This is a genomic window from Streptomyces drozdowiczii, assembly GCF_026167665.1.
Taxonomy (GTDB): Bacteria; Actinomycetota; Actinomycetes; order Streptomycetales; family Streptomycetaceae; genus Streptomyces; species Streptomyces drozdowiczii_A.
The window spans coordinates 455045-481200 of the sequence record NZ_CP098740.1 but is presented as its reverse complement, the minus strand read 5'-3'; the positions used below and the strand labels follow the sequence as shown (position 1 = coordinate 481200).

17 protein-coding genes and 3 pseudogenes are annotated in these 26156 nt (G+C 73.2%); 8 read left to right on the top strand and 12 right to left on the bottom strand.

Annotation, left to right across the window (positions count from 1 at the left end; genetic code table 11):
* Window positions 1-142 precede the first annotated feature (142 nt).
* Window positions 143-2470, top strand: coding sequence for a transketolase-like TK C-terminal-containing protein (locus tag NEH16_RS02140; RefSeq protein ID WP_265538741.1), 2328 nt, complete (start codon window positions 143-145; stop codon window positions 2468-2470).
* Between the two features lie 71 nt (window positions 2471-2541).
* On the opposite strand, the gene NEH16_RS02135 is transcribed toward NEH16_RS02140, so the two are convergent.
* From NEH16_RS02135 to NEH16_RS02105, 7 genes are all read right to left on the bottom strand, one after another.
* Complete coding sequence (locus NEH16_RS02135; RefSeq protein ID WP_265538739.1) at window positions 2542-3735, bottom strand: amidohydrolase family protein; 1194 nt, start codon at window positions 3733-3735, stop codon at window positions 2542-2544.
* A 263-nt stretch (window positions 3736-3998) separates the two neighbouring features.
* Window positions 3999-4673 (bottom strand): GntR family transcriptional regulator, encoded by a 675-nt coding sequence (locus NEH16_RS02130; RefSeq protein WP_265538738.1) that lies wholly within the window; start codon window positions 4671-4673, stop codon window positions 3999-4001.
* 75 nt (window positions 4674-4748) lie between these two features.
* Window positions 4749-5846, bottom strand: coding sequence for an amidohydrolase family protein (locus NEH16_RS02125; RefSeq protein ID WP_079192963.1), 1098 nt, complete (start codon window positions 5844-5846; stop codon window positions 4749-4751).
* Window positions 5843-7477, bottom strand: coding sequence for an FAD-dependent monooxygenase (locus tag NEH16_RS02120; protein WP_265538735.1), 1635 nt, complete (start codon window positions 7475-7477; stop codon window positions 5843-5845). Before NEH16_RS02120 ends, NEH16_RS02125 begins: the two co-directional genes overlap by 4 nt.
* The gene (locus tag NEH16_RS02115) at window positions 7477-8382 is read right to left on the bottom strand and encodes an alpha/beta hydrolase (protein ID WP_265538733.1); all 906 of its coding nucleotides are present in this window, start codon (window positions 8380-8382) and stop codon (window positions 7477-7479) included. Before NEH16_RS02115 ends, NEH16_RS02120 begins: the two co-directional genes overlap by 1 nt.
* 104 nt (window positions 8383-8486) lie before the next feature.
* A complete protein-coding gene (locus NEH16_RS02110) occupies window positions 8487-9947 on the bottom strand; it encodes an aldehyde dehydrogenase family protein (protein ID WP_265538731.1) in 1461 nt (486 codons plus the stop codon).
* A gap of 42 nt (window positions 9948-9989) precedes the next feature.
* Window positions 9990-10949, bottom strand: a complete 960-nt coding sequence (locus tag NEH16_RS02105) for an amidohydrolase family protein (protein WP_265538730.1) — start codon at window positions 10947-10949, stop codon at window positions 9990-9992.
* On the opposite strand from NEH16_RS02105, the pseudogene NEH16_RS02100 reads away from it, so the two are divergent.
* The 3 genes and pseudogenes from NEH16_RS02100 to NEH16_RS02090 form a co-directional block, all read left to right on the top strand.
* Window positions 10939-11616: pseudogene (locus NEH16_RS02100) on the top strand (FAD-dependent monooxygenase); the annotation flags it as partial. The gene NEH16_RS02105 and the pseudogene NEH16_RS02100 sit on opposite strands and share 11 nt — an antisense overlap.
* 152 nt (window positions 11617-11768) lie before the next feature.
* Window positions 11769-12671 carry an FAD-dependent monooxygenase gene (locus tag NEH16_RS02095; protein ID WP_265538728.1) on the top strand — a complete coding sequence of 301 codons (903 nt, stop codon included), beginning with the start codon at window positions 11769-11771 and terminating at the stop codon, window positions 12669-12671.
* A 59-nt stretch (window positions 12672-12730) separates the two neighbouring features.
* Window positions 12731-13546, top strand: a complete 816-nt coding sequence (locus tag NEH16_RS02090) for an IclR family transcriptional regulator (protein WP_265538727.1) — start codon at window positions 12731-12733, stop codon at window positions 13544-13546.
* Between the two features lie 6 nt (window positions 13547-13552).
* On the opposite strand, the gene NEH16_RS02085 is transcribed toward NEH16_RS02090, so the two are convergent.
* The 5 genes from NEH16_RS02085 to NEH16_RS02065 form a co-directional block, all read right to left on the bottom strand.
* Complete coding sequence (locus tag NEH16_RS02085; RefSeq protein WP_265538724.1) at window positions 13553-14605, bottom strand: 3-oxoacyl-ACP synthase III family protein; 1053 nt, start codon at window positions 14603-14605, stop codon at window positions 13553-13555.
* 161 nt (window positions 14606-14766) lie between these two features.
* Window positions 14767-15558, bottom strand: coding sequence for an ABC transporter ATP-binding protein (locus NEH16_RS02080; RefSeq protein ID WP_265538723.1), 792 nt, complete (start codon window positions 15556-15558; stop codon window positions 14767-14769).
* The gene (locus NEH16_RS02075; protein ID WP_265538721.1) at window positions 15555-17444 is read right to left on the bottom strand and encodes a dipeptide/oligopeptide/nickel ABC transporter permease/ATP-binding protein; all 1890 of its coding nucleotides are present in this window, start codon (window positions 17442-17444) and stop codon (window positions 15555-15557) included. The genes NEH16_RS02080 and NEH16_RS02075 overlap by 4 nt, the downstream gene beginning before the upstream one ends.
* Window positions 17445-17446: 2 nt before the next feature.
* Window positions 17447-18415 carry an ABC transporter permease gene (locus NEH16_RS02070; RefSeq protein WP_265538718.1) on the bottom strand — a complete coding sequence of 323 codons (969 nt, stop codon included), beginning with the start codon at window positions 18413-18415 and terminating at the stop codon, window positions 17447-17449.
* 14 nt (window positions 18416-18429) lie between these two features.
* Window positions 18430-20013 carry an ABC transporter substrate-binding protein gene (locus NEH16_RS02065; protein WP_265538717.1) on the bottom strand — a complete coding sequence of 528 codons (1584 nt, stop codon included), beginning with the start codon at window positions 20011-20013 and terminating at the stop codon, window positions 18430-18432.
* Window positions 20014-20440: 427 nt separating this feature from the next.
* On the opposite strand from NEH16_RS02065, the gene NEH16_RS02060 reads away from it, so the two are divergent.
* The 4 genes and pseudogenes from NEH16_RS02060 to NEH16_RS33820 form a co-directional block, all read left to right on the top strand.
* Complete coding sequence (locus NEH16_RS02060) at window positions 20441-20767, top strand: DUF5132 domain-containing protein (RefSeq protein ID WP_073967165.1); 327 nt, start codon at window positions 20441-20443, stop codon at window positions 20765-20767.
* Between the two features lie 201 nt (window positions 20768-20968).
* A complete protein-coding gene (locus NEH16_RS02055; protein WP_265538714.1) occupies window positions 20969-23248 on the top strand; it encodes an ABC transporter ATP-binding protein/permease in 2280 nt (759 codons plus the stop codon).
* A 63-nt stretch (window positions 23249-23311) separates the two neighbouring features.
* Window positions 23312-24304: pseudogene (locus NEH16_RS33825) on the top strand (condensation domain-containing protein); the annotation flags it as partial.
* A gap of 102 nt (window positions 24305-24406) precedes the next feature.
* Window positions 24407-26134 (top strand): annotated as a pseudogene (locus NEH16_RS33820) (amino acid adenylation domain-containing protein); the annotation flags it as partial.
* Window positions 26135-26156: the final 22 nt, after the last annotated feature.

The window sequence follows — 26156 nt, the reverse complement described above, 5'->3', positions numbered from 1 at the left end:
CGTGACCCGGTCGGGAGCCGGCCGATGTGCGCCGGGGCACACCCGGTGCGCTCCGCAGGCGCCCGTGGTACGTCCCACGTCACGGCCGCCGCACGTCCGCGCGCGCTCCGGCCGTGCCCAGCGCGAGGAGACCGTTTCCGCCATGACCACCGCACCGACCGCCCCCCGGCGGACCCCGGACACGACCCTCGACGTGCTGCACAGGATCGAGGACCGCGTGCTGTGGCTGTCCAGCGCGATCGTGCACCACGCCAACCGGGTGCGCCCCAACCCCTCCGGGCTCAAGGTGGGCGGCCACCAGGCGTCCTGCGCCTCGATGGTGTCCATCATGACCGCCCTCTGGTTCCGCCATCTGCGCCCCGAGGACCGCGTCTCCGTCAAACCGCACGCCTCGCCCGTGCTGCACGCCATCAACCACCTGCTCGGTGACCTGGACGCGTCCTACCTGCCCACGCTGCGCGCCTTCGGCGGCCTCCAGAGCTACCCGAGCCGCTCCAAGGACCCCGACACCGTCGACTACTCCACCGGCTCGGTCGGCATCGGCGCCACGGCGACGATCTGGGGTGCGCTGGCCCGCCGTTACGCGGACCGGAGCGCCGGCGAGGGCTTCAAGGGCCGCCAGTACGCGCTGGTCGGCGACGCCGAACTGGACGAGGGCGCGGTGTGGGAGGCGGTGCTCGACCCGCAGGTCGCCGACCTCGGCGAGCTGGTCTGGATCGTCGACCTCAACCGGCAGTCCCTCGACCGCGTGGTGCCGAACATGGCGGCCGGCCGGCTGCACGGCATGTTCGCAGCGGCCGGCTGGCAGGTCCTCACCCTCAAATACGGCCACCTGCTGGAGCGGCTGTTCGAGCGTCCGGGCGGCGCCGCGCTGCGGGCCCGTATCGACGGGATGGCCAACCCGGAGTACCAGCGGCTGCTGCGCTGCTCGGCCGGGCACCTGCGCGAACGGCTGCCCGGCACCGGCGCCGAGGCCCCCGCGATCGCCGCCCTGCTCGCGGAGACCGACGACGCCACCCTCATGGAGGCGGTCCGCAACCTCGGCGGCCACGACCTGACCGCCCTCGACGCCGCGCTCTCCGAGGTGGACGACCACCGGCCCACGGTCGTCTTCGCGTACACCGTGAAAGGCCACGGCCTGCCCACCCAGGGGCACCCGCAGAACCACTCCTCCCTGCTGACGGAGGGCCAGATGCGGCAGCTCGCCGCCGAAGTGGGCGCCGATCCCGACGACCCCTGGCAGGGCTTCCCCGCGGACTCGGCGGCCGCCCGCCTGTGCGCCGAGACCGGCGCGCGGCTGCGCCGGGACCCCGTCCGGATGACGGCGCCCCCGGCGATGCCCACCGACACGGGCCGGACCCCGACGGGCGTCGCGACCACCCAGGCGGCGCTCGGCCGTACGCTGCTCGACCTGACCCGCACCGCGCCCGAGGCGGCCCGCCGCGTGGTCACCGTCAGCCCCGACGTCAGCTCCTCGACCAATCTGGGCGGCTGGGTCAACAAGGTCGGCGTCTGGTCGCCCACGGAGCGCGTGGACTGGTTCGCCGACGACGCGGAGACCATCCTGCACTGGCGGGAACGGCCGACCGGCCAGCACATCGAGCTGGGTATCGCCGAGACCAACCTGGTCGGAATCCTGGGCGAGTTGGGCGCCACCTGGAGCCGCTGGGGCGAGCCGCTGCTGCCGATCGGGGTGATGTACGACCCCTTCGTGAACCGCGCCCTGGAGCCCTGGTCCTACGGCATCTACGCGGGCGGCCAGTCGATCCTGGTCGGAACCCCTTCCGGCGTCACCCTGGCGCCCGAGGGCGGGGCCCACCAGTCCATCACCACGCCCTCCCTCGGCATCGAGCAGCCCGGCTGCACGACCTGGGAGCCCGCCTTCGCCCTCGACACCGAGTGGACGCTGCTGGCGGCGCTGTCCCGCCTCGGCCGGCCCGACGGGGGCTCCGCCTACCTGCGGCTGTCCACCCGGCCCGTCGACCAGACCCTCGCCCGGGTGCCGTCCGACCCGGCGGCCCGGGAACGCCGCCGCCGCCAGGTCGTGGCCGGGGCGTATCCGCTGCGCAGGCGGAGCGGGGCGAAGGTGACCATCGCGGCCATGGGGGCCATGGTGCCCGAGGCCCTGGCCGCCGCCGACCGGTTGCAGGGCCTCGGCGTCCCGGCCGACGTGGTGTGCGTGGTCAGCCCGGGGCTGCTCTACCAGGCGATGGACGCCCGCGCGGGCAACGGCGAGGCGCCGGACTGGATCCTGGACCAGGTCTTCCCCGCGGAGCGGGCCACGCCCCTGGTCACCGTGCTGGACGGTCACCCGCACACGCTGGCGTTCCTGTCCGCCCTCCACGGCGTGCCCGCGCGCAGGCTGGGCGTCACCCGCTTCGGGCAGTCCGGCTCCCTGGAGGAGGTCTACCGCCACCACGGCATCGACACCGACGGCATCGTCGCCGCGGCCCTGGACCTGACGGAGTGACCCACCGTGAACGGCCGTGCGGGGACGACGTGTTGTCGCCCCCGCACGGCCCGGTCGGCCGAAGCCGGGGATCACGCGGCGGTGGGGGCGTACTCGACCCCACCGATCCAGACGCGCCGCACGGCGCGCGTCGCGGTGATGTCGGTGAGCGGATTCCCGTCGATCAGGACGAGGTCGGCGCGGTTCCCGACCCGGATGGTGCCGCGGTCCCACAGGCCGAACGCCTGCGCGGGGAGCTTCGTCGCCGCCCGCAGCGCCTCGCGGTGGGTGAGGCCCGCGTGGACCAGCAGCTCCAACTCGTGGTGCAGCGCGGCGCCGTACGGCGGGTGCACGGGAATGCCCGGCGTGAGGTTCGCGTCCGTGCCCGCCAGGATCCGTGCCCCGGCCCGGCGCAGCGCGGCGACGCTGCCTTCGGCGGCCGCGTAGTCCATGCCGGGTATCCCGAGGTTTCCGAAGCCCTCCATCATCGTCAAGGTGGGCACCGCGACGGTGCCCGACGAGACGTACCGGGCCGCGACCGCGGCCGACAGCGCGCTGTCCATGGGGACGTGGTGGATCATGTCGACCTTCGCGTCAAGTGCGCGTACCACCGCGGCCGTTGAGGTCGCGTGGGCCATGACGAGCCGGCCGGCGGAGTGCGCGGCCGACGTCACGGCCTTGATGGTCTCCGGCGAGAGCCCCGGCTCATCGATGATGATCTTGATGTAGTCCGAACCCTCGGCGATCCGGCTGCGTACGAAGGGGGCGGCCTGCTCGGGGCCGGTCAGCACCGCGTCCGCCGGGAAGGTGGGGATCTGGCTCTGCGGGCTCCCGGGTGCCACCGCGGGCGTGCCCGCGCTGCGGATGTCGGTCAGGCCGGGCAGTCCGCGCAGCGAGTCGACCAGCGACGGCGGGAACGAGGCCATGTCCAGGCCGGTGGTCACTCCGGCACCGGCCAGCGCGTGCAGCGTGTCGACATCCCGCAGATGGATGTGCGCGTCGGTCAGGCCGGGGAGCAGCACCGCCCCTCCGCAGTCGATCCGGCGCGCGCCGAGCGCGCTGATGCCGATGCGTCCGTTGTCGATGACCACGGTGCGGGGCGAGGTCACCTGGTCGCCGTCGAAGACCCGGACGTTCGTCAGGGCGATCCGTTCGCCGAGGAAGCCGGTGCGTTCCGGTGCGTGGGCGGAGGCGGGGCCGGCCAGGGCCGGCACTCCCGCGACGGCGATGCCGGCCGCTGCGGCCGTCTTGAAGAAGTCACGTCGGTTCGTGTCGCTGACACACATCGTTGTGCCTTTCTGCCGGGCGGGTCGGAAGGAGCGTCGTGCGAGACCCGGATTCCGCGGAGTGCCGGGGGTGGCCGGCAGTCGACGCGACGGGTCCGAAGAGGCGGCGGCCCGGGCCCCTGGGGCGCGCGCGGGCGGCCTGAATGGTGGCGGCGGGTGGGGCCGCTCACGGGAGAGCGGTTCGACCGTAGCCGCTATATGTGATAACAGCAACCCTCGCGGCATCCCCGGCTACGGCCCCGGCGCGCTTCCGGCGGCCGGATTCAGGACAGGGCGGAGAAGGCGATCTTCTCGTTACGGGCGAGGTGCTGCTCGACCGCGTCGCCGACGGTGCCCGGGTCCCGGGTACGGAAGGCGGCCACGAGGTCCGCATGGGCCTGGCCGCGCCGCTGGTGCTCGGCCGGGTCGGGGTCGAGCCTGCCGAAGCCGATCCGGATGTAGCGCTCGCCGGCCCGCCACAGGGTGGTCAGGACACGGATGTCCCAGGCGGTGGCGGCCGGCGCCAACAGGGCCAGGTGGAAGGCGTGGTGGTCGTCGTAGATATCGGCCATGCCCTGCTCCCGGGCGCCGAAATCGGTCGCCTGGAACTCCAGCCGGTCCAGGTCCTCGTCCCGCAGCAGGACGCAGGAACGCCGCGCGATGTCCGGTTCCAGAGCACGCCGCAGCCGGTAGATCCCGCGCAGGTCGTCCAGGTCGAGCGGGGCCACGACGGCGCTGCGGCCGGGCCGCATGATGACCAGGCCCTCGCTCTCCAGGCTGCGCAGCGCCTCCCGGATGGGGATGAAGCTGATGTCGAGCATTCCGGCCAGCTCGCGCAGCGAGTACTCGCCGCCGGGAGCCAGCTGTCCGGCCAGGATCGCGCGGCGCAGTTCCTCGGTGGCCTGCTCCACCACGGACCGCGACGTGATGGGCTGGAGAGCCCCTCGGGATGTCGCCACGCTCTGTCCCTCGTTTCGGCCGTCCGGTGGTTGATATCAACTATATCTACGCTCCGGGGCGGACCGGCCGGGGGATCAGAGCTTCAGGATGCGCTCGGCGTTGCCGGCGGCGATCTTCCGCCGGTGACCGGCCGAGAGGCTCGCGCCGCGCAGGAAGCCGACGGCCTGCTCACTCCTCTCGAAGGGGTAGTCGATGGCGAAGAGCACGTTGTCGATGCCCACCGACCGGATGGCGGCCTGGAGCATGTTGTCGTCCATCACACCCGACGTGGTGATGGCGATGTTCCGCGTCAGGTATTCGGAGGGCTTCCTCCTCAGCGGCACCTTGGTGTTGATGTTCCGGATCTGCACATCGAGCCGGGGGATCATGTACGGCAGGAACTCGCCCATGTGGCCCACGATGAGCCTGGCGCCCGGGAAGTCGTCGAAGACCCCGCCGAGCACGACGCGCAGGGCGTGCCCGCCGGTCTCCGCCGCCCAGCTGTACAGCGGGCCGACCAGCTCCGGACGGTCCTTCAGCAGACCCCAGTCGCCGGTGGGCGCCGGTGTCGGGTGCAGGTAGAGGGCGGCGCCCAGCTCCTCCAACTCCGCCCATACGGGCCGGAACTGCGGCTCGTCCAGATAGTGCCCGTTGGTGTGCCCGTTGACCAGGAACCCGGCCATCCCCAGGTCCCGGATCGCGCGCCGGGCCTCGCGCACGGCCGCCCGGGGGTCCTGGAGCGGCAGCGCGGCCAGCCCGCCGAACCGGGTCGGGTGTGCGGCGATGACGGCGGCCAGCGCGTCGTTGGCCACCTGCGCATCCCGTACGGCGATGGCCGCGTCGGGCTGCATCTGGACACCGGGCGGGGTGAGGGACAGCACCTGCATGGTTACCCCGTTGGCGTCCATGTCGGCGAGCCGGTACTCGGTGACGTCCGGCAGCCGCTTGAACCACTCGGCGGTGACCTCGGGCTTGAAGGGGATCGCGCCGTTCAGGGCCGTGCCCTGGGTGATGAGGCCGGGGAGGATGATGGCCTCCTCGATCGCGATGATCCGCAGCCGGTCGTGCGGGCCGGGCCTGCCGCCGTGGGCCTCGGCGACACCCGGGGCCGCCAGCGCCGACGCGCCGGCCAGTGCCGCCGTACCCGCCGCGGTGTTGAGGACCTTGCGTCTCGTCCACTGGGCAGCGTTCATACGTGGTGCTTCCTTTCCTGGGAGGTGTGCACCGGCCGGGGCGCGCCGCCGCCGACCGTGTCGATCAGGGAAACGGCATCCTCGGGAGCCTCGTCGCCCAGCCAGGCCACCACCTGGTCCGGACGGACCAGGACGAGGCGGGCGCCCAACTTCGCGGCGTACCCGGCGGCCAACGGCTCCGGCAGCCGGACCACGCCGAGCGGTACGCCCCGCAGCCGCGCGGCCTCCTCGACGGCCGCCACCGGCGCGTCCTCCGTGAGCGCGAGGAGCGTCAGGCCCGCACCGAGCACGTCGTACAGGGACCGGCCGTCCGCCAGGAACAAGTGGGGCAGCCGGGCCCCCGCCCACAGGGTGCGCGCGGCGGGGACGACGGGGGAGTCCGCGACGCGGAGACCGAGCACCAGGTCGAGGGAGTGGAACTCCGCCTTCTTGGTCTCCTGGATCCGGACGCCCGCCGCCCGCCGGGCCCGCGCGCCCGCCTCGTCGTCCGCGTCGAGGTCGTCCGCGTACAACTCGGTGGACAGCACCCGCATGTTGGCGGTCGCCTCGCGGATGACGCGCTCCTGCACGGGGCGGCGTTCGCTCTCGTAGCTGTCGAGGATGCCGGGCCCGCCCCAGCCGTCCAGCACGGCGGCGAGCTTCCAGCCCAGGTCCACCGCGTCCCCGATGCCCGTGTTGAGCCCGTGCCCGCCGAACGGCGGGTTGAGGTGCGCGGCGTCACCGGCGAGGAAGACCCGGCCGTCGCGCATCCGGTCGACGGTCATCATCCGGGCCGTCCACGGGTCGGTGGACAGCACCTTCGCCCGCACCGGCCGCCCCGCCACGCCGTCGATGATCCGGCGGGCCTCGCGCTCCCCGGTCTCCCGGTCGACGCCGAAGCCGATCGCCCACCAGGTGTCCGTCCGGTCCAGCGGCCCGACCAGCGCCGGAGCCGCCGCGTTGACCACCCAGTACTGCACCGCGGGCCCGTGCGCGACGTGCTCCCACAGGCCGGGGCTCTCGAAGACCATGCCGAAGTTGGGGCGCAGGGCCTCCCCGCCCACGTAACGCGCACCGATCTCGTCCCGCACCACGCTGCGCGGGCCGTCGCACCCGATCACGTAGTCGGCGGTCACGACGACGCGCCGGCCGGTGCCGTTATCGACGGTCACGGCCACCGACTCGTCGTCCTGGTACACACCGACGACCTTCGAGCCGAGGACGAGCCGCCCCGGGGCGATCTCCTCGACCGCCTCGCGCAGCACCTCCTCCAGCACGTACTGCGGGGCCTGCTGCCCGGTCTCCGGGAAGCGGTCGCCCTCCGGCACGAGGCCGAGGACACCGGTGAACCGCGACAGCTCCCGGCCGGACAGCGAGGTGCAGAACACCACGTCCTGCGACCAGGAAGGAGGCAGCGGGGCACGCGCGCGCAACCGCTCGGCGAGGCTCCAGCGGCGCAGGTGCTCCATCGTGCGCACATTGAGGGTCTTGCAGCGCGGGCGCGCGTGGGACACGGCGGCGCGCGGCTCGACCACCAGGACGTCGATGCCCCGTCGGCCCAGTTCGACGGCGGCGGCCAGGCCGACCGGCCCGCCACCGGCGACGAGCACCTGCACGCGCCCGGGGACGCGCATGGGGGAGACGGAAGGCATCAGCTCACGCTCTCGCTCTTCTGCCGCGCGGCCCAGTGCGCACACTCCTCGGCGAACGCGAGCTGCCGCAGCTGAGTGGCGAGGCCGAGGAGGTGGTGGTCGATGCAGTGGCCCGTCCCGCGGGCGACACTCGCGTCCACGAAGGGCGCCGCCGTGAAGAGCGCCGCGAACCTCGCGACGTTCTCCGCGCCGCTGCTCCACAGCGCGTCGTACTCGGCGAGCGCGTTGTGCACCGGCACGCGGACTTCGGGGGCCAGGGCGGGAAGGTGCTCCTTCGGCCACCGCGGTGCCTGGATCAACTCCCTTACCGGCGTGGGGGCGTACGACTCGTGCGCCTGGCGTATCCCCTCCGCCCGATAGGTGTGCTCGGGGCCGAACATCACCTGGTCGCGCTGGTCGTACGGCAGATCCACCGTCGAGTCCGCCGGCAGGGAGCCCAGGGCCTCGGCCGCGCCGCCGCTCGGGATGACGGCGCCCATGCCGGTCGCCGAGACACCGATCAGCGGGATCTCCGGCCGGCCGGCGGCGATCATCAGCGCGATCATGCCGCCGATCGAATGGCCGACGAGGAACACGCTGTCTGCCGCGAGCCGTTCGACAGCCTGCGTCAGGGCGGCGTCCAGCAACTCCCCATGCCGCGCGAAGGTGTTGGCGTCCGGGGTCAGCGCGGTGCTGCCGCCGTAGCCGGGGCGGTCGAAGGCCACCACCGTATGGCCGTGCGCGACGGCGACGTCCAGGAAGGACCCGGCGGGAGAACCCGCCACGTCCCAGTACCGCGCTGTGTACGTGCCGCCGTGGAGGGCGGCGATCAGGGGCTTGCCGGTGGGCTCGGCGGGTGCCGCGAGAAGCGCCGTGATCGTGTGTCCGTCGACCTCGAAGGTCAGAAGGTCGCGCTGCTTGGCCATGTATGGCCTCCTGCCAGGGGTGGGTTCCGGCGTGCGGGGGAGCGTGGGCGTTATATGTAATAACAGCAACGGTGCGCGAGAGGAAGGGGTGGCGCCCGAGCCCGTCAGTGCTGCTGCGGCGCGTAGTCCTGAGTGATCTGCTTGTACTCCAGGAAGTCCTCCATGGACGCCAGGCCGCCGAGCCGCCCCACGCCACTGGACTTGAAGCCGCCCTCCTCGAATTCGACGGTCAGGTTCGCCCAGCTGTTGATGGAGACGAGGCCGGCGTCGAGCTGCCGTGCGACCCGCATCGGACGGTCGGCGTCGCGGCTCCAGACACAGGCGCTCAGCCCGTACTCGGTGTCGTTGGCGAGGGCGATCGCCTCCTCCTCGGTGTCGAAGACCTGGACGGTCTGGACGGGGCCGAAGGTCTCCTCCTGGACGATCGGCAGCGAGGAGTCGGTGACCGCGAGCAGCGTCGGGTGGTAGAAGGCGCCCCCGGCCAGCTCGGGGCGGGTGCTCGGGCCACCCCGCACGACCGGCTTGGCACCGGTGGCGATGGCCGCCTCCACCGCCGCGTCGACACGGGCGACCGACGCCTTGTCGATCAGGGGGCCGATCCGGCTCCCGGGGTCGGCGGCGGGGCCGGGCCGTATCCCTTCCAGGCGGGCCGCCAGCGCGGCCGTGAACTCGTCCGCGATCTCCCGCTGGACCAGAACCCGGCTGCCCGTCATGCAGAACTGCCCGGCGAAGACGGTGCACGAGGCGACGGCCGTGGCGAGCGCGGCCTCCATGTCCGCGTCCGCGAAGACCAAGTGCGGGGTCTTGCCGCCGAGTTCGAGGCCGACCCGCTTGAAGCGGGCCGCCGCGCCCTGGGCGATGAGCCGTCCGGTGGCGCTGCTGCCCGTGAAGCTGATGACGGGCACCTGCGGGGAGTCCACCAGCAGGCGGGCGACCTCCGAGCCCGACTCGACGACGACGTTCACCACGCCCTTCGGCAACTCGGGTACGGAACCGAGGATCTCGCTCATCAGGGCGGCGGTACGGGCGGCCTGCCCCGGCATCTTCACCACGGGCGTACAGCCCGCGGCGAGAGCCGGGGCCAACGCGCGGATGCACAGGTAGGCGGGAGAGTTCCAGGGCACGACGATGCCGGCGACGCCGACCGGCTGCCGGATGGACATGGCCTGGCGGCCCGGCTGGGTGTCGGTGACCCGGCCGTGCGGCTGGACCGCGAGACCCGCCGCGAAGCGCAGCGCGCGCAGGATGAAGTGCGACTCGAAGCCCGCCTCCGGGCGGAGCTTGCCGTTCTCCAGGCACAGTGTGTCGACGACCTCGTCCATGCGTGCGGCGTACGCGTCGGCGAGGTGGCTGAGGGCGGTGGCGCGCACCATCGGGTCGAGCCGCCAGTCGCCCTCCTTGAAGGCGCGGCCGGCCGCGTCGATGGCCCGCTGCCCCGTCTCCGCGTCGCCGTCCGCGTATGTGCCGATCACCTCACCGGTGGCCGGGTTGATGCTGTCGGAGGTCCGGGCCGAACCGACCCACTCGCCGTCGATCCAGTGCCGTACGGAGGTCTCTTGTGCCATGTCGGGGCTCCATGTTCGGGAGGGAGGGGAAAGAAGGGGGCCTCAGAGGCCGAGGAGCCGTTCGGCGTTGCCGTGGGCGATCTTCGCGCGGTCGGCCTCGCTGATCGGGGCCGTACGCAGGAACTCGGTGGCCGCGCCCATCTCCTCGAAGGGATAGTCGGTGCCGAAGAGGATGTGATCCGCGCCCAGGGCCAGCAGCGCGCACAGCAGCGGCGCAGCCGAACACACGCCGCTCGTCGTGATGTACAGGTTGTGGCGGACGTACTCCGAGGGGTTCTTCCGGGCTAGCTCCACACCGTGGTGGTTGTGGTACTCCCAGCGGGAGTCCAGCCGCCACAGCGTGTACGGCAGCCCCTCACCCATGTGGCCCAGCAGCATCTTGGCGTCCGGGAAGTCGTCGAAGACGCCCCCGAACACGCACCGCAGGAAGTGCGTCGCGGTCTCCGAACCCCAGCTCCACATCGGGCCGATCAGCTCGGGATGGCCCTGGATGACGTCCGGGACGTCGACGCCGTTGGCCGGGTGGAGGTACAGCGGCACGTCCAGGCCCGCGGCGCGCTCCCAGACGACGCGCAGTTCCGGGTGGTCGAGGTAGCGGCCCTGGGTGTGCGCGTTCACCAGGGCGCCGTACATGCCCAACTCCGAGACGGCGCGCTCCAGTTCGTCGGCAGCCGCCTTCGGGTCCTGCAACGGCAGTGCGGCGAAACCGGCGAAGCGCTCGGGGTGGTCGGTGACCACGCCGGCCAGCAGGTTGTTCACCGCCTTCGCCCGGGCGACCGCGATGCCCGCGTCCTTCTCGGCCTGGATTCCGGGGGAGTTGAGGGACAGCACCTGCATGTCCAGGCCCGCCGCGTCCATCTCGGCCAGCCGCTCACCGGTGATGTCCAGGAGCCGCCGGGACGCCTCGCGCCACTTCTCCGGCTGAATGATGGCGGCCGCCGAGGCGCCGTAACCCTCCAACTCCGGGGTGACGAAGTGTTCCTCGAGACCGATGGTCCGCATCCCGCGCCTCATTTCACTTATATGCATTGACTTCAGCGATGGTGAAACGTACGTTCCGTCGGTGTCAACCCTTGGGAACGGCCGAGTAAAACGGAGGTGCTCGATGACGGGTACGGATGGCGCCGAGGGGAGCCGGGGCCCGGACGGGACCGCGGTGGACGTGATCGTGGTGGGATACGGCCCGGTCGGCATGGCCGCCGCCGCCCTGCTCGGCCGGGCGGGCCACCGGGTCCTGGTCCTGGAGCGCTACGCCGGCCTCTACAACCTCCCGCGCGCGGCCAGCTTCGACGACGAGACCATGCGCACCCTGGCGACGCTCGGCGTGGCGGAGACCTTGCTGCCCAAGGTGCGCGTACAGCCCACGTACGAGTGGCGCAACGGCAGCGGCGACCTGCTGATCGAGCAGACCTTCGCCGCGACCGGGCGCAGCGGCTGGCCGGAGTGGAACATGATGTACCAGCCCGACCTCGAAGAGGCGCTGGACGCCGTGTGCCGCTCCATGCCCCGGGTGGAGGTGCGGCACTCCAGCTCCGTCGTCGGCCTGGAGCAGCACGAGGACCGGGTCACGGTCACCGTCGAAGACCCCGGGGGAAGCCGCGCGATCGAGGCCCGCTACGTCGTGGGCTGCGACGGCGGCAACAGCTTCGTGCGGTCCGCGCTCGGCGTCGGGCTGCACGACTACGGCTTCTCCGAGCCGTGGATGGTGTGCGACTTCCGCTTCCGCCGCCCCACCGACGTCCCCCGCGCCCTCCAGCTCGGCGACCCCCTGGGCCCCACCTCGATCATCTCGCTCGGCCCGCGCACCACCGGTTCAGCTTCATGCTCGACTCGGCCGGCGACTTCGGAACCGAGAGCGACCCGATCCGCGTCTGGAAGCGCGTGGCCGCCTACCTCGGCCCCGACGACGCCGACCTCATCCGGGTCGCCACGTACACCTTCCGCTCCCTCATCGCGCACGAGTGGCGCCGAGGCGGTGTCCTGCTGGCCGGTGACGCCGCCCACCAGATGCCCCCGTTCCTCGGCCAGGGCATGTGCTCCGGCTTCCGCGACGCGCAGAACCTCGCGTTCAAGCTGGACCTGGTGCTCCGGGGCACCGCGCCGGACCGCATCCTCGACACGTACCAGACCGAACGCGAGCCGCATGTGCGCGCGGTGACCGAGAAGGGCATCGAGCTGGGCCACCTCCAGACCCTGCGCGACCCCGAACGCGCCGCCGAACGGGACCGCACGCTGCTCGCCCGCCGCGCCGAGTCCGCCGCACCCGAACCCATGCGCTTCCCGGACCTGGCCGACGGACTGCTCGCACGGGGCGCCGGGGCCGGCCGGGGCCACCTGTCGGTGCAGGGCGTCGTGGACGACGGCACCCACCGCGACCGCCTCGACCAGGTCGTGGGCGCGGGCTTCCACCTGCTCGTCGACGAAGGACACCTGGCCGCCCTCGAACACGGCCGGCTGCTCGACGACCTGGCCGAAGCCGGGGTCCGCGTCGTCGTCCCCGGCGAACGCGCCGCCGACCACGGGGGCGCGGCCGTCGTCCGGGACGTGGACGGCACCTACCGCGCGTGGATGGCCGAGCTGGGCTGCTCGGCCGTCGCGGTCCGCCCCGACTTCTACGTGTACGGGACGGCGCGCGGCTCCGACGCGGTGGCCGGGCTGGTGGCCGAACTCCTGGACGCGATCCGCGGCGGCGTGACCGCCCGGGACGCGGGGGCGGACGCCTGAGACGGCGGGGAGGACGGCTCAACGCCGGGGCGGAGGGGCCGGTCACTATGATCGCGTCCGTGAACACACAGCGCCCCTCCGACTCCGCGCCGCCCGGCGAGGCGCCGCCGGCCCGGCAGGGAATCCAGTCCGTCGAACTGGCGATGACGGTCCTGCAAGCCCTCGAGGAGGGGCGCGGCCCGATGACGCTGACGCAGATCTCCGCCGCCAGCGGCATGCAGCCCAGCAAGGCCCACCGCTATCTGGTCAGCCTCGCCCGGGTCGGCCTCGTGGCCCAGTCGCCCAGCTCCGGCCGGTACGACATGGGCCCCGCCATGCGCCGGCTCGGCGTCGAGTCGCTGCGCAGGATGGACGAGGTGGCGCTCGTGAGCGAGCATCTGCCCGCACTGCGGGACAGCACCTCGCACGCGGTCAACCTGTCGGTGTGGGGCGACCACGGACCGGTCGTGGTGCGCTGGGAGTACGGTGCTCACGCCCTCCCGATCACCGTCCGGGTCGGTGCCACCATGCCCCTGCTGACCTCGGCGATGGGAGGCGCGTTCCTCGCGCACCTGCCCGACCAGCTCACCGAGCCGGTGCTCCGCGGACAACTGGAGGTGGCGGCGCTGGACGCGGCCACCCGGGACCGTATCGACCGGATCAGGGCCGGAGTACGACGAGAAGGCGTGGCGTCCACCGTCGGGGGCGTCATCCCCGGCATCACCTCGGTGGCCGCCCCCGTCTTCACCGCCGGTGAGTCCTTCCCGCTCGTCGTCACCCTGGTGATGCCCGCGCGGGGCCTCACGGAGCAGGAGATCGCACGCGTCTCGGCCGAACTCCTGCGCTCGACCCGAGCCATGTCCGAAGTCCTGGGCCACGCCGTCGGCGGGCCCTAGGCCCCGTCAGGCGTGACGCAGGCAGAGGCTGCCCCACTGGAAGCCCGCGCCGATGGCGGACAGCACATAGACGTCCCCCGGACGCAGGGCGCCCTGGGCCGCCGTGGTGTGCAGCGCGGTGAACACGCCCGCCGAACCGGTGTTGCCCAGCCGGTCGATGGTGACGGCGGCGCGCTCGCGGGGGACGCCGAGGGTGGCCAGGGTCTCGTTGAGGATGTTCAGGTTGGCCTGGTGCAGGAAGAAGTGCCGGACCCGGTCGACGGGCACCCCGGCCCGGTGCGCGGCGCTGCGGATGCTCTCGGGGAGCCGTGTCGTCGCGGTGTTCCACACGGCACGCCCGTCCATGCGCAGGTAGTGCTCCCCGGCGGCGACGGTGGCGCTGCTCGCCGGCAGCCGGGAGCCCCCGGCGGGGATCTGGACGTCGTACGAGAGCCGGGAGCCCAGGTCGTAGGAGAGCAGCCCCGCCCCGGGCGTCTCGCTGCGGGTGAGGACGACGGCTGCCGCGGCGTCCCCGAAGAAGACGCGCGTCGTGCGGTCGGCGGGGTCGGTGATCCTGGACGCGCAGTCGGCCGCGAGGAGCAGGATCGTCCCGATGGACGGGTTCTGGAGGAGGTGCGCGGCAAGCAGCATGGCCTGGATTCCCGAGGCGCAGGCGGCCTGGGTGACGTCCAGCGACAGGGCGCGGTGGGCGCCGAGGGCGTCCTTGACGATCAGCGCGGTCGACACGAGCGGCTGGTCGCCCGTGTAACTGGCGACGATGACAGCGTCCAGCTCGGCCGGCTCCACCCCGGCCGACTCCAACGCCGGACGCGCGGCGGCGACGCACATGTCGGAGGTCGCCGAGTCCGGTGCCAGGCAGCGGCGTTCACGGATTCCGGTGCGGCTGGTGATCCACGCGTCGCTGGTGTCCAGGGTGCGCGTCAGCTCCTCGTTGGTGACGACCGTCGGAGGCAGGTGCAGCCCGGTCCCGGCGACCGCGAACGGCACGGACAGGCCGGCGCCGGTCTGATGGAACGGCCTCTGGTGGGGCAGGGTCTGGCCGGGCGCGAGAACTCCCATATTCCGTACCTTTCGAAAGCGGTTCGAGAAAGGCCCCGTCGCATTCCGAAGCCGCCGCATCGTCTCACGGAAAACACGCACGAATAGCGTGCGGTAATCCTTGAGCGTGAATGATCCGGCGGCTTGACATCGGAATGGCGGAAATTCGTCCCCGGCGGCGGTCAGGGGTTCTTTTCACCGGCCGGGGGAGTGCGCAGGACCGGTACGGATTCCAGGAGCGTCCGGGTGTACGGGTGCGCCGGTGCCCGCAGAAGCGTCCCGGTGGGCGCGCTCTCCACGATCCGGCCGTTCCGCATGACCGCCACCGTGTCGGAGACATGGCAGACCGCCGGCAGATTGTGGCCGATGAACAGCATGGACAGACCGAGCTCCTGCTGGAGCCGGCGGACCGTGTTCAGGACGGACGCCTGCACCGAGACGTCCAGCGCCGAGGTGATCTCGTCGGCGATCAGCAGGCCCGGCTCGACGGCCAGCGCCCGGGCCAGGGCGACCCGCTGACGCTGACCGCCGGACAGCTGCCGGGGCAGGCGGTCCGCGAGCCGGCCGTCCAGGCCGACCAGGTCCAGCAGCTCGGCGACACGCTCCGCGCGCCCCGCCCGGTCGAGCCGGCGGAACACCGTGGCTGCCTCGGCCAGTGCCTGACGGACGGTCATACGGGGATCGAGCGCGGTGTCCGGGTCCTGGAGGACCACCTGGACCCGGCGGCCCAGCCGGCGACGGTCCCGGACGGTGCGGGTGCGGACCTCCTCGCCGTCGACCAGGATCCGGCCGGCCCGCACCGGCACCAGGCCGACGATCGCACCCGCCAGAGTGGACTTCCCGGAGCCCGACTCCCCGACGAGACCCAGCGTCGTGCCCGGCGCGATCTCCAGCGAAACCCCGTCCACGGCGGCGAAGGAGCCGCGCGGGCCGGTGCGCCGGACGGTGAGGCCGTCCACCCGAAGGGCCGTCACGACGCGGTCACCGTCTCCGGGGCCGCCGTCACCGGCAGCGGGTACCAGCAGGCGACCCGGTGGCCGGTGCCCAGGTCGTCCAGCGGCGGGGCCTGCTCGGCGCAGCGGTCCCGGCGGCGCGGACAGCGGGCCTCGAACGCACAGCCGGTGGGGAGCGCGAGCGGATCGGGCGGGGCGCCCTCGATCGTCGGCAGCGGGCGGTCGCGGTCGGCGGTGAGGTCCGGGACCGACGCGACGAGCTGCCGGGTGTAGGGGTGCCGGGCGCTCGCGGCGAGCCGGCCGACGGGCAGGGCCTCGACCAGCGTGCCCGCGTACATGACCAGCACCCGTTCGCAGAACTCGGCGACCAGCGCGACATCGTGGCTGATGAACAGGATGGCGGCGGAGGTGTCCCGCCGGATGTCCACGAGCAGCCGTGTGATCTGCCGCTGCACGGTGACATCGAGCGCGGTCGTCGGCTCGTCCGCGATGATCAGCCCCGGCCGCACCATCAGCCCGGCGGCGATCATCACCCGTTGGCGCTGGCCGCCGGAGAGTTCGTACGGGCGTGAGCGCAGCAACGAAGGGGGGAGGCCGACGCGGCGCAGCGCCTCGGCGGCCTGCGCGGTGGCCTCGGCCCGGCTGGCGCCGCGATGGGCCCTCACCGCCTCGGTGAGCTGGGTGCCGATCCGCAGGGACGGGTTGAGCGCCGATGCCGGGTTCTGGAAGATCATCGACAGGCCCGTCGCGAGGTGCCGGTCCCGCTCCTTCCGCGTCAGCGCGCCGAGGTCGGTCCCGAGCAGCCGCAGCGTACGCCGGGAGACACGGGCGCCGTACGGGAGCAGGTCGGCGACGGCGAGCGCCGTCAGCGACTTGCCCGACCCCGACTCGCCGACCAGCCCGACGATCTCGCCCCGCCCCAGCGACAGGCTCACCCCGCGCACCGGGCGGACCGGCCCGGCCGGGGTCGGCAGCTCGACGGTGAGGCCGTCGACCTGGAGGACCTGCCCCTCCTCGGCGGGGCCGCCCGACCTCTCCTCGGCCGGGCCGCGCGACGCCGACCGCTGCCCCGGGATGTGCGCGAGCGGGCCGCGCCGGGCGGCGCTCCCGGCCAGGACCTCGCCCAGCAGCTGGAACGTCAGCGCCGCGTACAGCAGGGCCAGGCCGGGGGCGAGCGCGGGCAGCGGGGCGGCGTAGATCCGGTCGAGCCCCTGGCTGAGCAGCTGCCCCCAGTCGTATCCCGGCGGCTGGACGCCGAGCCCGAGGAAGCTCAGGCCGGAGAGCGCGACCAGGGCGGTGCCGGCCGCCGTGGTGACGCTCAGGAGCAGCGGCTCGGCGATGTTCGGCAGGACATGGCGCCCCAGCAGCCGGAGGCGGCCGAGACCGAGCACCCGCGCGGCGGCCAGGTGGTCGGTGCCCGCCACACCCGCCGCGAGCGTCTGGGCCAGCCGCGCGAACCCGGGCACACTCGCGGCGGCGAGCGCCGCCACCGCCCCTGCCGTGCCCGCGCCGAACACCACCGCGAGGAACATCGCGACCAGCAGCGCCGGGAACGCGAGCAGCAGGCTGATCAGCCCGGCGACCAGTCGGCGGACGCGCCGGCCGACGACCGCCGTGCAGGCCCCGAGGAGTACCCCTGCGGTCGCCCCGAGCAGGACCGCCGCCAGCGCGAGCAGCAGCGAGGGCCGGGCGGCTGTCAGGATGCGCGCCAGCAGGTCCCGGCCGAGGCCGTCCGTGCCGACCGGATGCGCCGCGGAAGGCCCCTGGAGCACGGCCGAGGGGTCCGGACGGTCGGCCGCCGCGCCGCAGAACAGCGGCCCGGCCACGGCGAGCACCACGAGCGACGCCAGCATGAACCCGGTGATCCAGGCCATGGGGGAGCGCCGGAGTCCGGCGGGAAGGCTCATGATCACATCTCCCGGATCGCCGAGCGGGGGTCGAGCAGGGCGAGCAGCACATCGACCAGGAGTCCGGCGAGCAGCACGGTGGTGCCGAGCACCAGCACCATGGCCTGGACCACCGGGTAGTCCTGCGCGACCACGGACTGGGCCATCGCGGCGCCGATGCCGGGCCAGGCGAAGACCTTCTCGACCAGGACCGTGCCCGCGATCAGGGCGGGCAGCAGGCTCCCCGCGACGGTGAGCGCGGCGGACGCCATGTTGGGTGCCGCGTGCCGCAGATAGCGGCGTGCGGCGGACAGCCGTCTGCTCCGGGCGGTACGCAGATAGTCCTCGTCCAGCACTTTGAGCGCCTCGACCCGGACGATGCGCAGGAGTACGGCGGTGGGTGTGAGGGAGAGCGCGAGGACGGGCAGGACGAGGGAGGCGGCGCCCGCCGCACCGGCCACCGGGAACAGCTGGAGCCCGACGGCGAGCAGGGCGGTGAGCCCGGCGGCCAGCACGAAGTCCGGCACCCCGGTCAGACCGGCGGTGACCGTGGTGAACGCCAGCTCGGTGCGCGGGCGGCGGCCGTCGCGAGTGCGGACGGCGGCGAGCAGGCCGCCGGGCAGGGCGACGGCGAGCGCGGCGACGAAGGCGAGCCCGGCGATCTCCAGGGTGGCCGGGAGCCGGGTGCGGACCAGCTCCGCGACCGGCGCCCCGGTGACCAGCGAGGTCCCGAGGTCGCCGTGCAGCAGGCCGCCGACGTACTGCCGGTACTGGGCGAGGAACGGCAGGTCGAGCCCGAGCGCGTGCCGCCGGGCGGCGACCAGGTCGGGGGCGGCGTCCACCCCGAGCGCCGCCCGTACCGGGTCGCCGGGGATGAGGCGGATCATCGCGAACGACGCGGTGAGGACCAGGCCGAGCGAGACGAGGAGCCGGAGGCCGCGGCGGCCCAGGAACACCGTCCAGGGGTGCCGCAGCAGTGCGGGAACGGTCATGGTGAGCCCCGGGATCACTGGTGGAGGCGGATGCTCGTGGGGACGAGCCGACCGCCGAACGTGGTGGTGAACGTGGTGCGGTGGCCGTAGACGCCGCTCCGGCCCTCGGCGATCGGCAGCGCGTCGGCCGAGCGGAGGAGCGCGGCGGCGGCCCTGTTCCAGGTGGCGCATCCCGTCGTGTCCGGCTCCCGGAGGGCCCGGGCGACCAGGGCGTCGTACTCCGGGTTGACCACCCCGGCGAAGTTCAGGCCCCCGGCGGGGGCGGGGCCCGAGAAGAAGGGGATGAAGCCCGCGGGCAGGGCGAAGCCCGGCGTGCTGCCGACCACCACGTCGAAGTCGGCCGTCGTGTACATCGCGTTGACCAGGGCGGGCAGGCTCTCGGTGACCAGCTCGACCTTCGCGCCGAGCGCCGTCCACCGCCGGGCCATCAGCTCGGCCACGGACGCCAGGGTCGGGCCGAGATCGGGGCTGGTGATCAGGCGGAGCCGCAGCGTCCGGCCGTCCTTGGTCCGCGCACCGCCGGCCGAGCGGGTCCAGCCCGCTTCCCGCAGGGCCTCGTCGGCGTCCCGCGTGGGCAGGTGGGCGTCGGCGAGGTCTCCATGGCAGACGGACCCCTCGGCGCCGAAGTCCGCGGCGGGCCTGCCGGTGCCGCCCACGGCGACGTTGGCGAGCCCCCGGCGGTCCAGGGCGGAGACCAGGGCGCGGCGCACGGCCCGGTCGGCGAGGACCCGGCCGGGGCGCTGGTTGAAGAAGGTCATCCCGACGACGGTGGCGACCTCGGTGGTGGCCAGGCCGTGGCCGGTGAGCCGGGCGCGGTCGGGTCCGCTCACCGGCGCGATGTCGACGCCCCCGGTCAGCAGGAGGTTCGCCGCCGTGGAGGTCTGGGGCACCACCGAGAGCCGGATGCGCTCGGGGAGGCCGCGGGCGGCGGTCGTCGCGCCGTCGGGCCCCCAGGTGTAGCCGTCGCGGACGGTGAACTCGTACGGCCCGCCGGGGGAAAAGCGGGTCAGCACATAGGGGCCGGTGCCCTGGGTGGCGCGGGCGAGCGAGCCGGGCCGGTCCAGTCCGGCCGGGCAGACGATCGGCAGCAGGCCGACGGTGCGGATCAGGAACGGAAAGGGGGCGTCGGCGGACACCGACACGGTGCGGGTGCGGTCGTCGGCGCGCGCCGTGAAGGGGACGTTCGGCAGGACCGTACGGGCTCCGGCGAGCTGGTTGTCCGGGTCGGCCGCGTAGGTCAGCGATCGGGCGACCGCCGAGGCGGTGAGGGGGGTGCCGTCGGAGCAGGTGACGCCCGCGCGGAGCGTGAACACCGCCGTGGTCGCCGTGGCCCGCCAGGACGTGGCCAGGCCGGTGGCCAGGCCGCCGCCCGGGGTGGGGTTCACCAGGGAGTCGTAGGCGTAATGGGCCTGGGAGGCACCGAAGGTGGAGTACGGGTCGAAGCTCGGCGTCTCGCCCGCCTCGGCGATCCGGACGGTGCCGCGGTCCACCAGGGGAGTGGTCGTCGAGGAGCGGGCGACGCCGCCGCAGCCGCTCAGCGCGAGGGCCGTGGCGGTGAGCGCGGCCGTCAGGACGGCCGGCGGGGTGCGTCGGAGCATGGCGCCATGGTGGCCGGGCGCGGTCGCGGCCATGGGGGCGGCCGGTCCCGATTCACCCGTACGGGTCGGGGCGGGGGCGCCGGGGCATGTGCCGGCCGGCATGTTTCAAAAGAGATAGTCGGATAATCGTTCTCAAGGTGTGCCGGGGTGCGCTTAATTCCGGACACGAGAAATGGCCACGGACACTCACACGAGTGAACCCGGGGAATCCATTTGGCCCAGGTGGGCGTCGTTCGACTACCGTGATCAAGGGATCGGACGGCGTGTTCCCGCGTCCGGGAATTCGATTTCCGGCTCGGTACCGGATTCTCCGGGACCGCACCGGATTCCGAAACGGAATTCCTTTTTCCACCCGGCCGTGCGTCGCTCCCCTTCTCGTCGTGCCCGGGTTCCCTGTCATACGTATGCGTGGAGAGGATGGAGCGTCATGCCGCCTGTAGTACCGCCGTTTCTCGTCGGACTCATCGTCGCGCCGCTGGCCAAGCGCCTGCTGAAGCCACTGGTGGGTGGAGTCGTCAAAGCGTCCGTCGGAATCGCGATGGAGGTGAAGAAGGCGGCCCACGAGGCCGGGGAGAACATCCATGACCTCGCGGCCGAGGTCGCCGCCGACGTGGTCGCCGCCCAGATCGCCGCCGGCGAGACCGAGGGCCACTCCGTGCCCGGTCAGCACGCGACCGGAGCCGGTGCCAAGGGGGACCGGAGGGCCCCCAAGATCCGCGCGACCGCAGAGAGCGCCGCCGGAAAGACGCACTGACGGCCTGTGCGACCCGCGGCCGCCACCCGGTGCGCCCGCCGACCGACTGCGGCGAAACGCGCCAGGGTGGCGGCCGTTCGCGGGCCGCCCCGCCCGCGTACCCCTCCCGCCCCGCCCCGTATCTCATTTCCCGCTCCGTCGCCCCGGTCCGTCGACTCCGTGACGGCCTTCCGCGACCTCCGCAAACAGGTGAACGTACACATGCCATCGCTACTGGGAGCCGCATCCGGATTCCGCTCCGTGGAACCGGCCGCGAGCCCTCGCTCGGTCACTCCGGGCCGCCAGCGCTGGGACGTCGGGCTCGTCGTCGGACGCCCACGGACGGCCGAGATCCTCGCCGCCGCGCTGCGCCACATCCCCGGGATCACCGAGGCCCAGGCCAGCCCGGTCACCGGCGGGGTGCTCGTCCGGCACGACGGGCGGCTGTGCGCCGCGGACGTGGGCCGCGTCATCAGCCGCACCGTCGCCCGGCTCGCGCGGGAAGCGGCCGGCACGGGGCGAGCGGCAACGGACCGGTCCGTGCCGGCCCCCCAGGTGGACCGCGGCCTGGTCGTCCGGCCGGTGCTCGCCGTCGGCGGTGGAGTCGCGGCGGGGACCGCGCTGGTCAAGGGGTCGGCCCTGACACGGCAGTTGGTGGCCGTCGGCGGAGTGGCCGCGGCGACCGCGGTCGTCCTGCGCAAGGCGTGGCGCGGCGCGGCCGAGGCGGCCGGGCCCGAGGGAGAGGGCCACCCGCTGCTCGAGATTGTCGGACCGCACCGCCCCCGCCTCTACCGGGCCGCCGCCCTGTCCGTCGCCTGCCAGGCCGCCGAGATGGCGCTCGGCACCTTCCTCGGATGGACCGGCCTGGTCCTCATCAAGGGCGAGGCGGCACCGCTGGCCGGCCTCGGCCTGACCACGGCATCCGCCCAACTCCTGGGCCTGGCAGGGCTGGTGGCCGCCGCCTGCGCCGCCGTCGCCGGGCTCTCGTACGCCTCGAACCTCCAGTGGCGCCGACTCGGCCAGGACATCGAGCACGACTGGCGGGCCCGCACCTACCGCCACGTCCAGCACCTCGAACTCAGTCGGCTGGAAGGCGAGCGGACCAGCAGGGTGGCCGGCACCCTCACCCACGACGTCGGCCAGCTCGGCGCCTTCTTCGCGGGACCCGCCAACGACGTGCTGCAACTCGGCACCAGCCTCGCCCTGCTCGTACCGGCGTTCCTCCTCCTGGCCCCGCAGATCGCCTGGATCGCCTTCCTCCCGATCCCGGTTATCGCCTGGCTGTCGCTGCGCCACCAGGAGAGAGCCGCGACGGACTACGCCGCCACCGGCGAGGACCGCGCCAGGCTCGGCAGCCAGGTGATCAACTCGCTCGAAGCCGGCGCGACCGTCAAGAGCTTCTGCACCGAGACGTACGAGGCCGAGCGCGTCGACCGGTTGAGCGACACGGTCCAGGAGAGCAGCCACCGCACGGACCGCAGCACCCTCCGGCACGGCGAGACCGTCCGGGCCTGCACCACCGCGTCGATGGCCGGCACCCTGCTCATCGGCGGCCGCGCGGTCCTCGACGGCACCCTCCGCTTCGAGGTGTTCAGCCCCCTGATCGGGCTCCCGCAGATGCTGCTCATGCGGATGAGCCGACTCGGTGGCATCGCCGACCAGTACCAGCGCACCCTTGCCTCCTACGACCGGGTCCAGCGCCTCCGCGAGCTGCCCGTCGAGACCGACAGCGGTGAGGGGACGCTCGATCTCCCCACCGTGCGCGGCGAGATCGTCCTCGACGAGGTCACCTTCGCCTACCCCGGCCGCCCGGCGACCCTGGACAACCTGTCCCTGACCATCCCGGCCGGACAGGTCACCGCCCTGGTCGGCGCCACCGGCTCCGGCAAGACGACGATCGCCAAACTGCTCATGCGCTTCCAGGACGCGGAGTCCGGCCGGGTCCTGCTCGACGGCCGCGACGTCCAGGACCTGCGCCGCCACGCCCTGCGCCACGCCATCGGCTTCGTCGCCCAGGACCCGTTCCTCTTCGACGGCAGCATCGCCGACAACATCCGCTACGGCAGCTTCGGCGCCTCCGACGAGGCCGTCGTCCGCGCCGCCGCCATGGCCGAGGCCCACACCTTCATCACGACCCTGCCGAACGGCTACGACACCCTCATCGGCGAACGCGGCGCCGCGCTCTCCGGCGGCCAGCGGCAGCGCATCGCCCTGGCCCGCGCGATCCTCAAGGACTCGCCCGTCGTCATCCTGGACGAGGCCACCTCCGCCGTGGACAACGAGACGGAGGCCGCCATCCAGCGCACGCTGCACACCTTCGCGGCCGGCCGGACCATGATCGTCATCGCCCACCGCCTCTCCACGGTCCGCAACGCCGACCGCATCTTCGTCCTGGACAAGGGCGGCATCGTCGCCGAGCAGGGCACCCACGACGAACTCCTCGCCCAGCACGGGCTCTACGCATCCCTCTGGCAGCTCCAGTCCGGCGAACTCGCCGCCTGACCGCAGGAATCCGCCCCACCGCCCGGCCGCGTGACGCCACCGCGGCCGGTGCGCCCTGCGCGCATGCCCTCTCATACCTCTGGAGGTACCCCCATGTCCCGTCGTGACGGCGACGTCCTTCCCCTGACCGCGGCCCAACGGGAGATCTGGCTCGCTGAACAGAGTGCGCCGACGCCGATCCCGGGTTACCGCGTCGGTGAGTGCCTGGAGATCCATGGGCCCATCGATCCGGAGCTGTTCGAAGCGGCGCTGCGCCGGGTGGTGGACGAGGTCGACGCCCTCCACGTCACCTTCACCGACGACGGGGCCGGCCCCCGCCAGATCCTCCGCGCGACCTGGGACTGGGCCCCGGCGCACCTCGACCTCGGGGCGGAGCCGGACCCCCGGGCGGCCGCCCGGGAGTGGATGGAGCGCGACCTCGCCCGCCCGCTGGACCTGTCCCGCGATCCGCTGTTCGGCCACGCGCTGATCCGGATTTCACCCACGGAGTACTTCTGGTACCTGAGGTACCACCATGTGGTCCTGGACGCGATCAGCGCCTCGATGGTGCGGCAGCGGGTCGGCGAGGTGTATTCGGCGCTGGCGGAGGGCGCCGCCGTCGCCCCCTCCCCGTTCGGCACCCTGCGGGAGCTGGTCGACAGCGACGCCGACTACCGGGCCTCCGACGCCTTCACGGCGGACCGCGCCTACTGGACCGGCCGCTTCACCGACCTGCCCGCCCCGACCCGGCTGACCGACGCCTCCGCGACCGACCCGCACCAGGTCCTGCGCGTGGCCGGGGAGCGGGAGCTGCGGGACCCGGAGGCGCTGCGGGCGGCGGCGAACCGGGCCGGGGTCAGGTGGTCCCGGGTGGTGATCGCGGCGACCGCGCTCTACGCCCACCGGCTGAGCGGCACCCGGGACGTGGTCCTCGCCCTGCCCGTCACCGCGCGCCGGGGCTCCGGCCGCGACCTGATGTCCGTGCCCGGCACGATGTCCAACGTGGTGCCGCTCCGGCTGACCGTGCGGCCGGACATGCCGTGGGGCGAGCTGGTGGCCCAGGTGGCGCGCGAGGTCGAGGCGGTCGTCGCGCACGAGCGGTACCGCGGCGAGGACCTGCTGCGCGACCTCGGCGCGTCGGGCGGCATCGGCACGGCGTTCCCGCTGATCGTCAACATCATGGCCTTCCACGCCAGGCCCGGCTTCGCCGGACACCCCGCGTCCGTGCACCACTTCGTGTCCGGCTCGACCACCGACCTGGCCGTCTGGCTCTTCGACTACCGGGACGGCAACCCTCCGCTGCTGCGGCTGCACGGGGCGCCGGACGCGTACGGCGACGACGACCTCGCCGCACACCAGGAACGGCTGCTCGCCCTGCTCGACGCCGTCGCGGACCTCGACGCGGACGCGACGGTGGGCGGTGTCGACCTCCTCACGGGCGAGGAGCACGCCGCGCTCGCGCGGCTGGGCACCGGGCCGACCGCCACGCCCTCGGCCGCGAGCCTGCCGGAGCTGTTCCGGGAGCAGGTGCGGAGGGCTCCGGATCTGACGGCGCTCGTGTGTGGCGATGTGTCGTTGTCGTATGCGGAGTTGGATGCGCGGGCGAACCGGCTGGCGCGCGTGCTGATCGCGCGGGGTGCGGGTCCGGAGCGGTTGGTCGCGGTGGCGTTGCCGAGGTCGGCTGAGCTGGTGGTGGCGATTCTCGCGGTGCTGAGGTCGGGGGCTGCGTATGTGCCGGTGGACCCGGAGTACCCGGCCGCTCGGATCGCGTACCTCCTGGACGACGCCCGGCCCGTGCTCACCGTGACCGACACGCGTACCGGGCAGAGCCTTCCGGGGGTGGCCGACGACCGGTTGGTGCTCGACGCCCCGGAGACCTCCGGGCTGATCGAAGGGTGCCCCGCCACCGACCCGATGGTGCCGGTCGATGCCGGTCACCCCGCCTACGTCATCTACACCTCGGGGTCCACCGGCCGTCCCAAGGGCGTCGTCGTCACGCACGGCGGCCTGGCCGACCTGCTCACGGACCACCGGCACGCACTGTTCGCCCCTCTGCTGAAGGACCGGCAGCGGCTGCGGGTGGCGCTCACCACCTCGGTGTCCTTCGACGCCTCCTGGAACCAGCTCATGGCCCCCTTCGCGGGCCATGAGCTGCACGTCCTGGACCATGCGACCTGGACGGACCCGGAGGCGTTCGTCGCCTACGCGGGTGACCACGAGCTGGATTACGTCGAGGCCACACCCTCGTACCTCCACGACCTCGTATCGCAGGGCCTGTTGAGCGACGAGCGACGCAGTCCCGCGATGCTCGCGGCCGGCGGTGAGGCCGTCCCGCAGCAGCTGTGGGAGCGGTTGCGGGCGGCCGAGGGCACGCACTGCGTCAATCTGTACGGACCCTCCGAGTGCACGGTCAACTCGGTGACCGCGACCGTGGCGTCGAGCCCGCGCCCCGTCATCGGCCGGCCCGTCGGCAACGCCCGGCTCCATGTGCTGGACGGTGCGTTGCGGCCGGTGCCGGGTGGTGTGGCGGGCGAGCTGTACATCGCGGGTGCGGGATTGGCGCGCGGCTACCTCAACCGGCCTGGCCTGACGGCTGGGCGGTTTGTGGCTGACCCTTACGGCCCGGACGGTACGCGCATGTACCGCACCGGTGACCTGGTGCGCTGGAACTCCGAGGGCGACCTCGAATTCCTGGGGCGTACGGACGATCAGGTGAAGGTACGCGGCTTCCGCATCGAGCTGGGCGAGATCGAGGCCGTCCTCGCCGAGCACCCGGACATCGCACGCACCGCCGTCACCGTGCGCACCGACGAGGAGCCCCGCCTCGTCGCCTACGTCGTACCCACCGCCGGACACGACGCCCGACAGGACACACTGCGGACCTGGCTCCGCGATCGGCTCCCGGCGCACATGGTGCCTTCGGTGATCG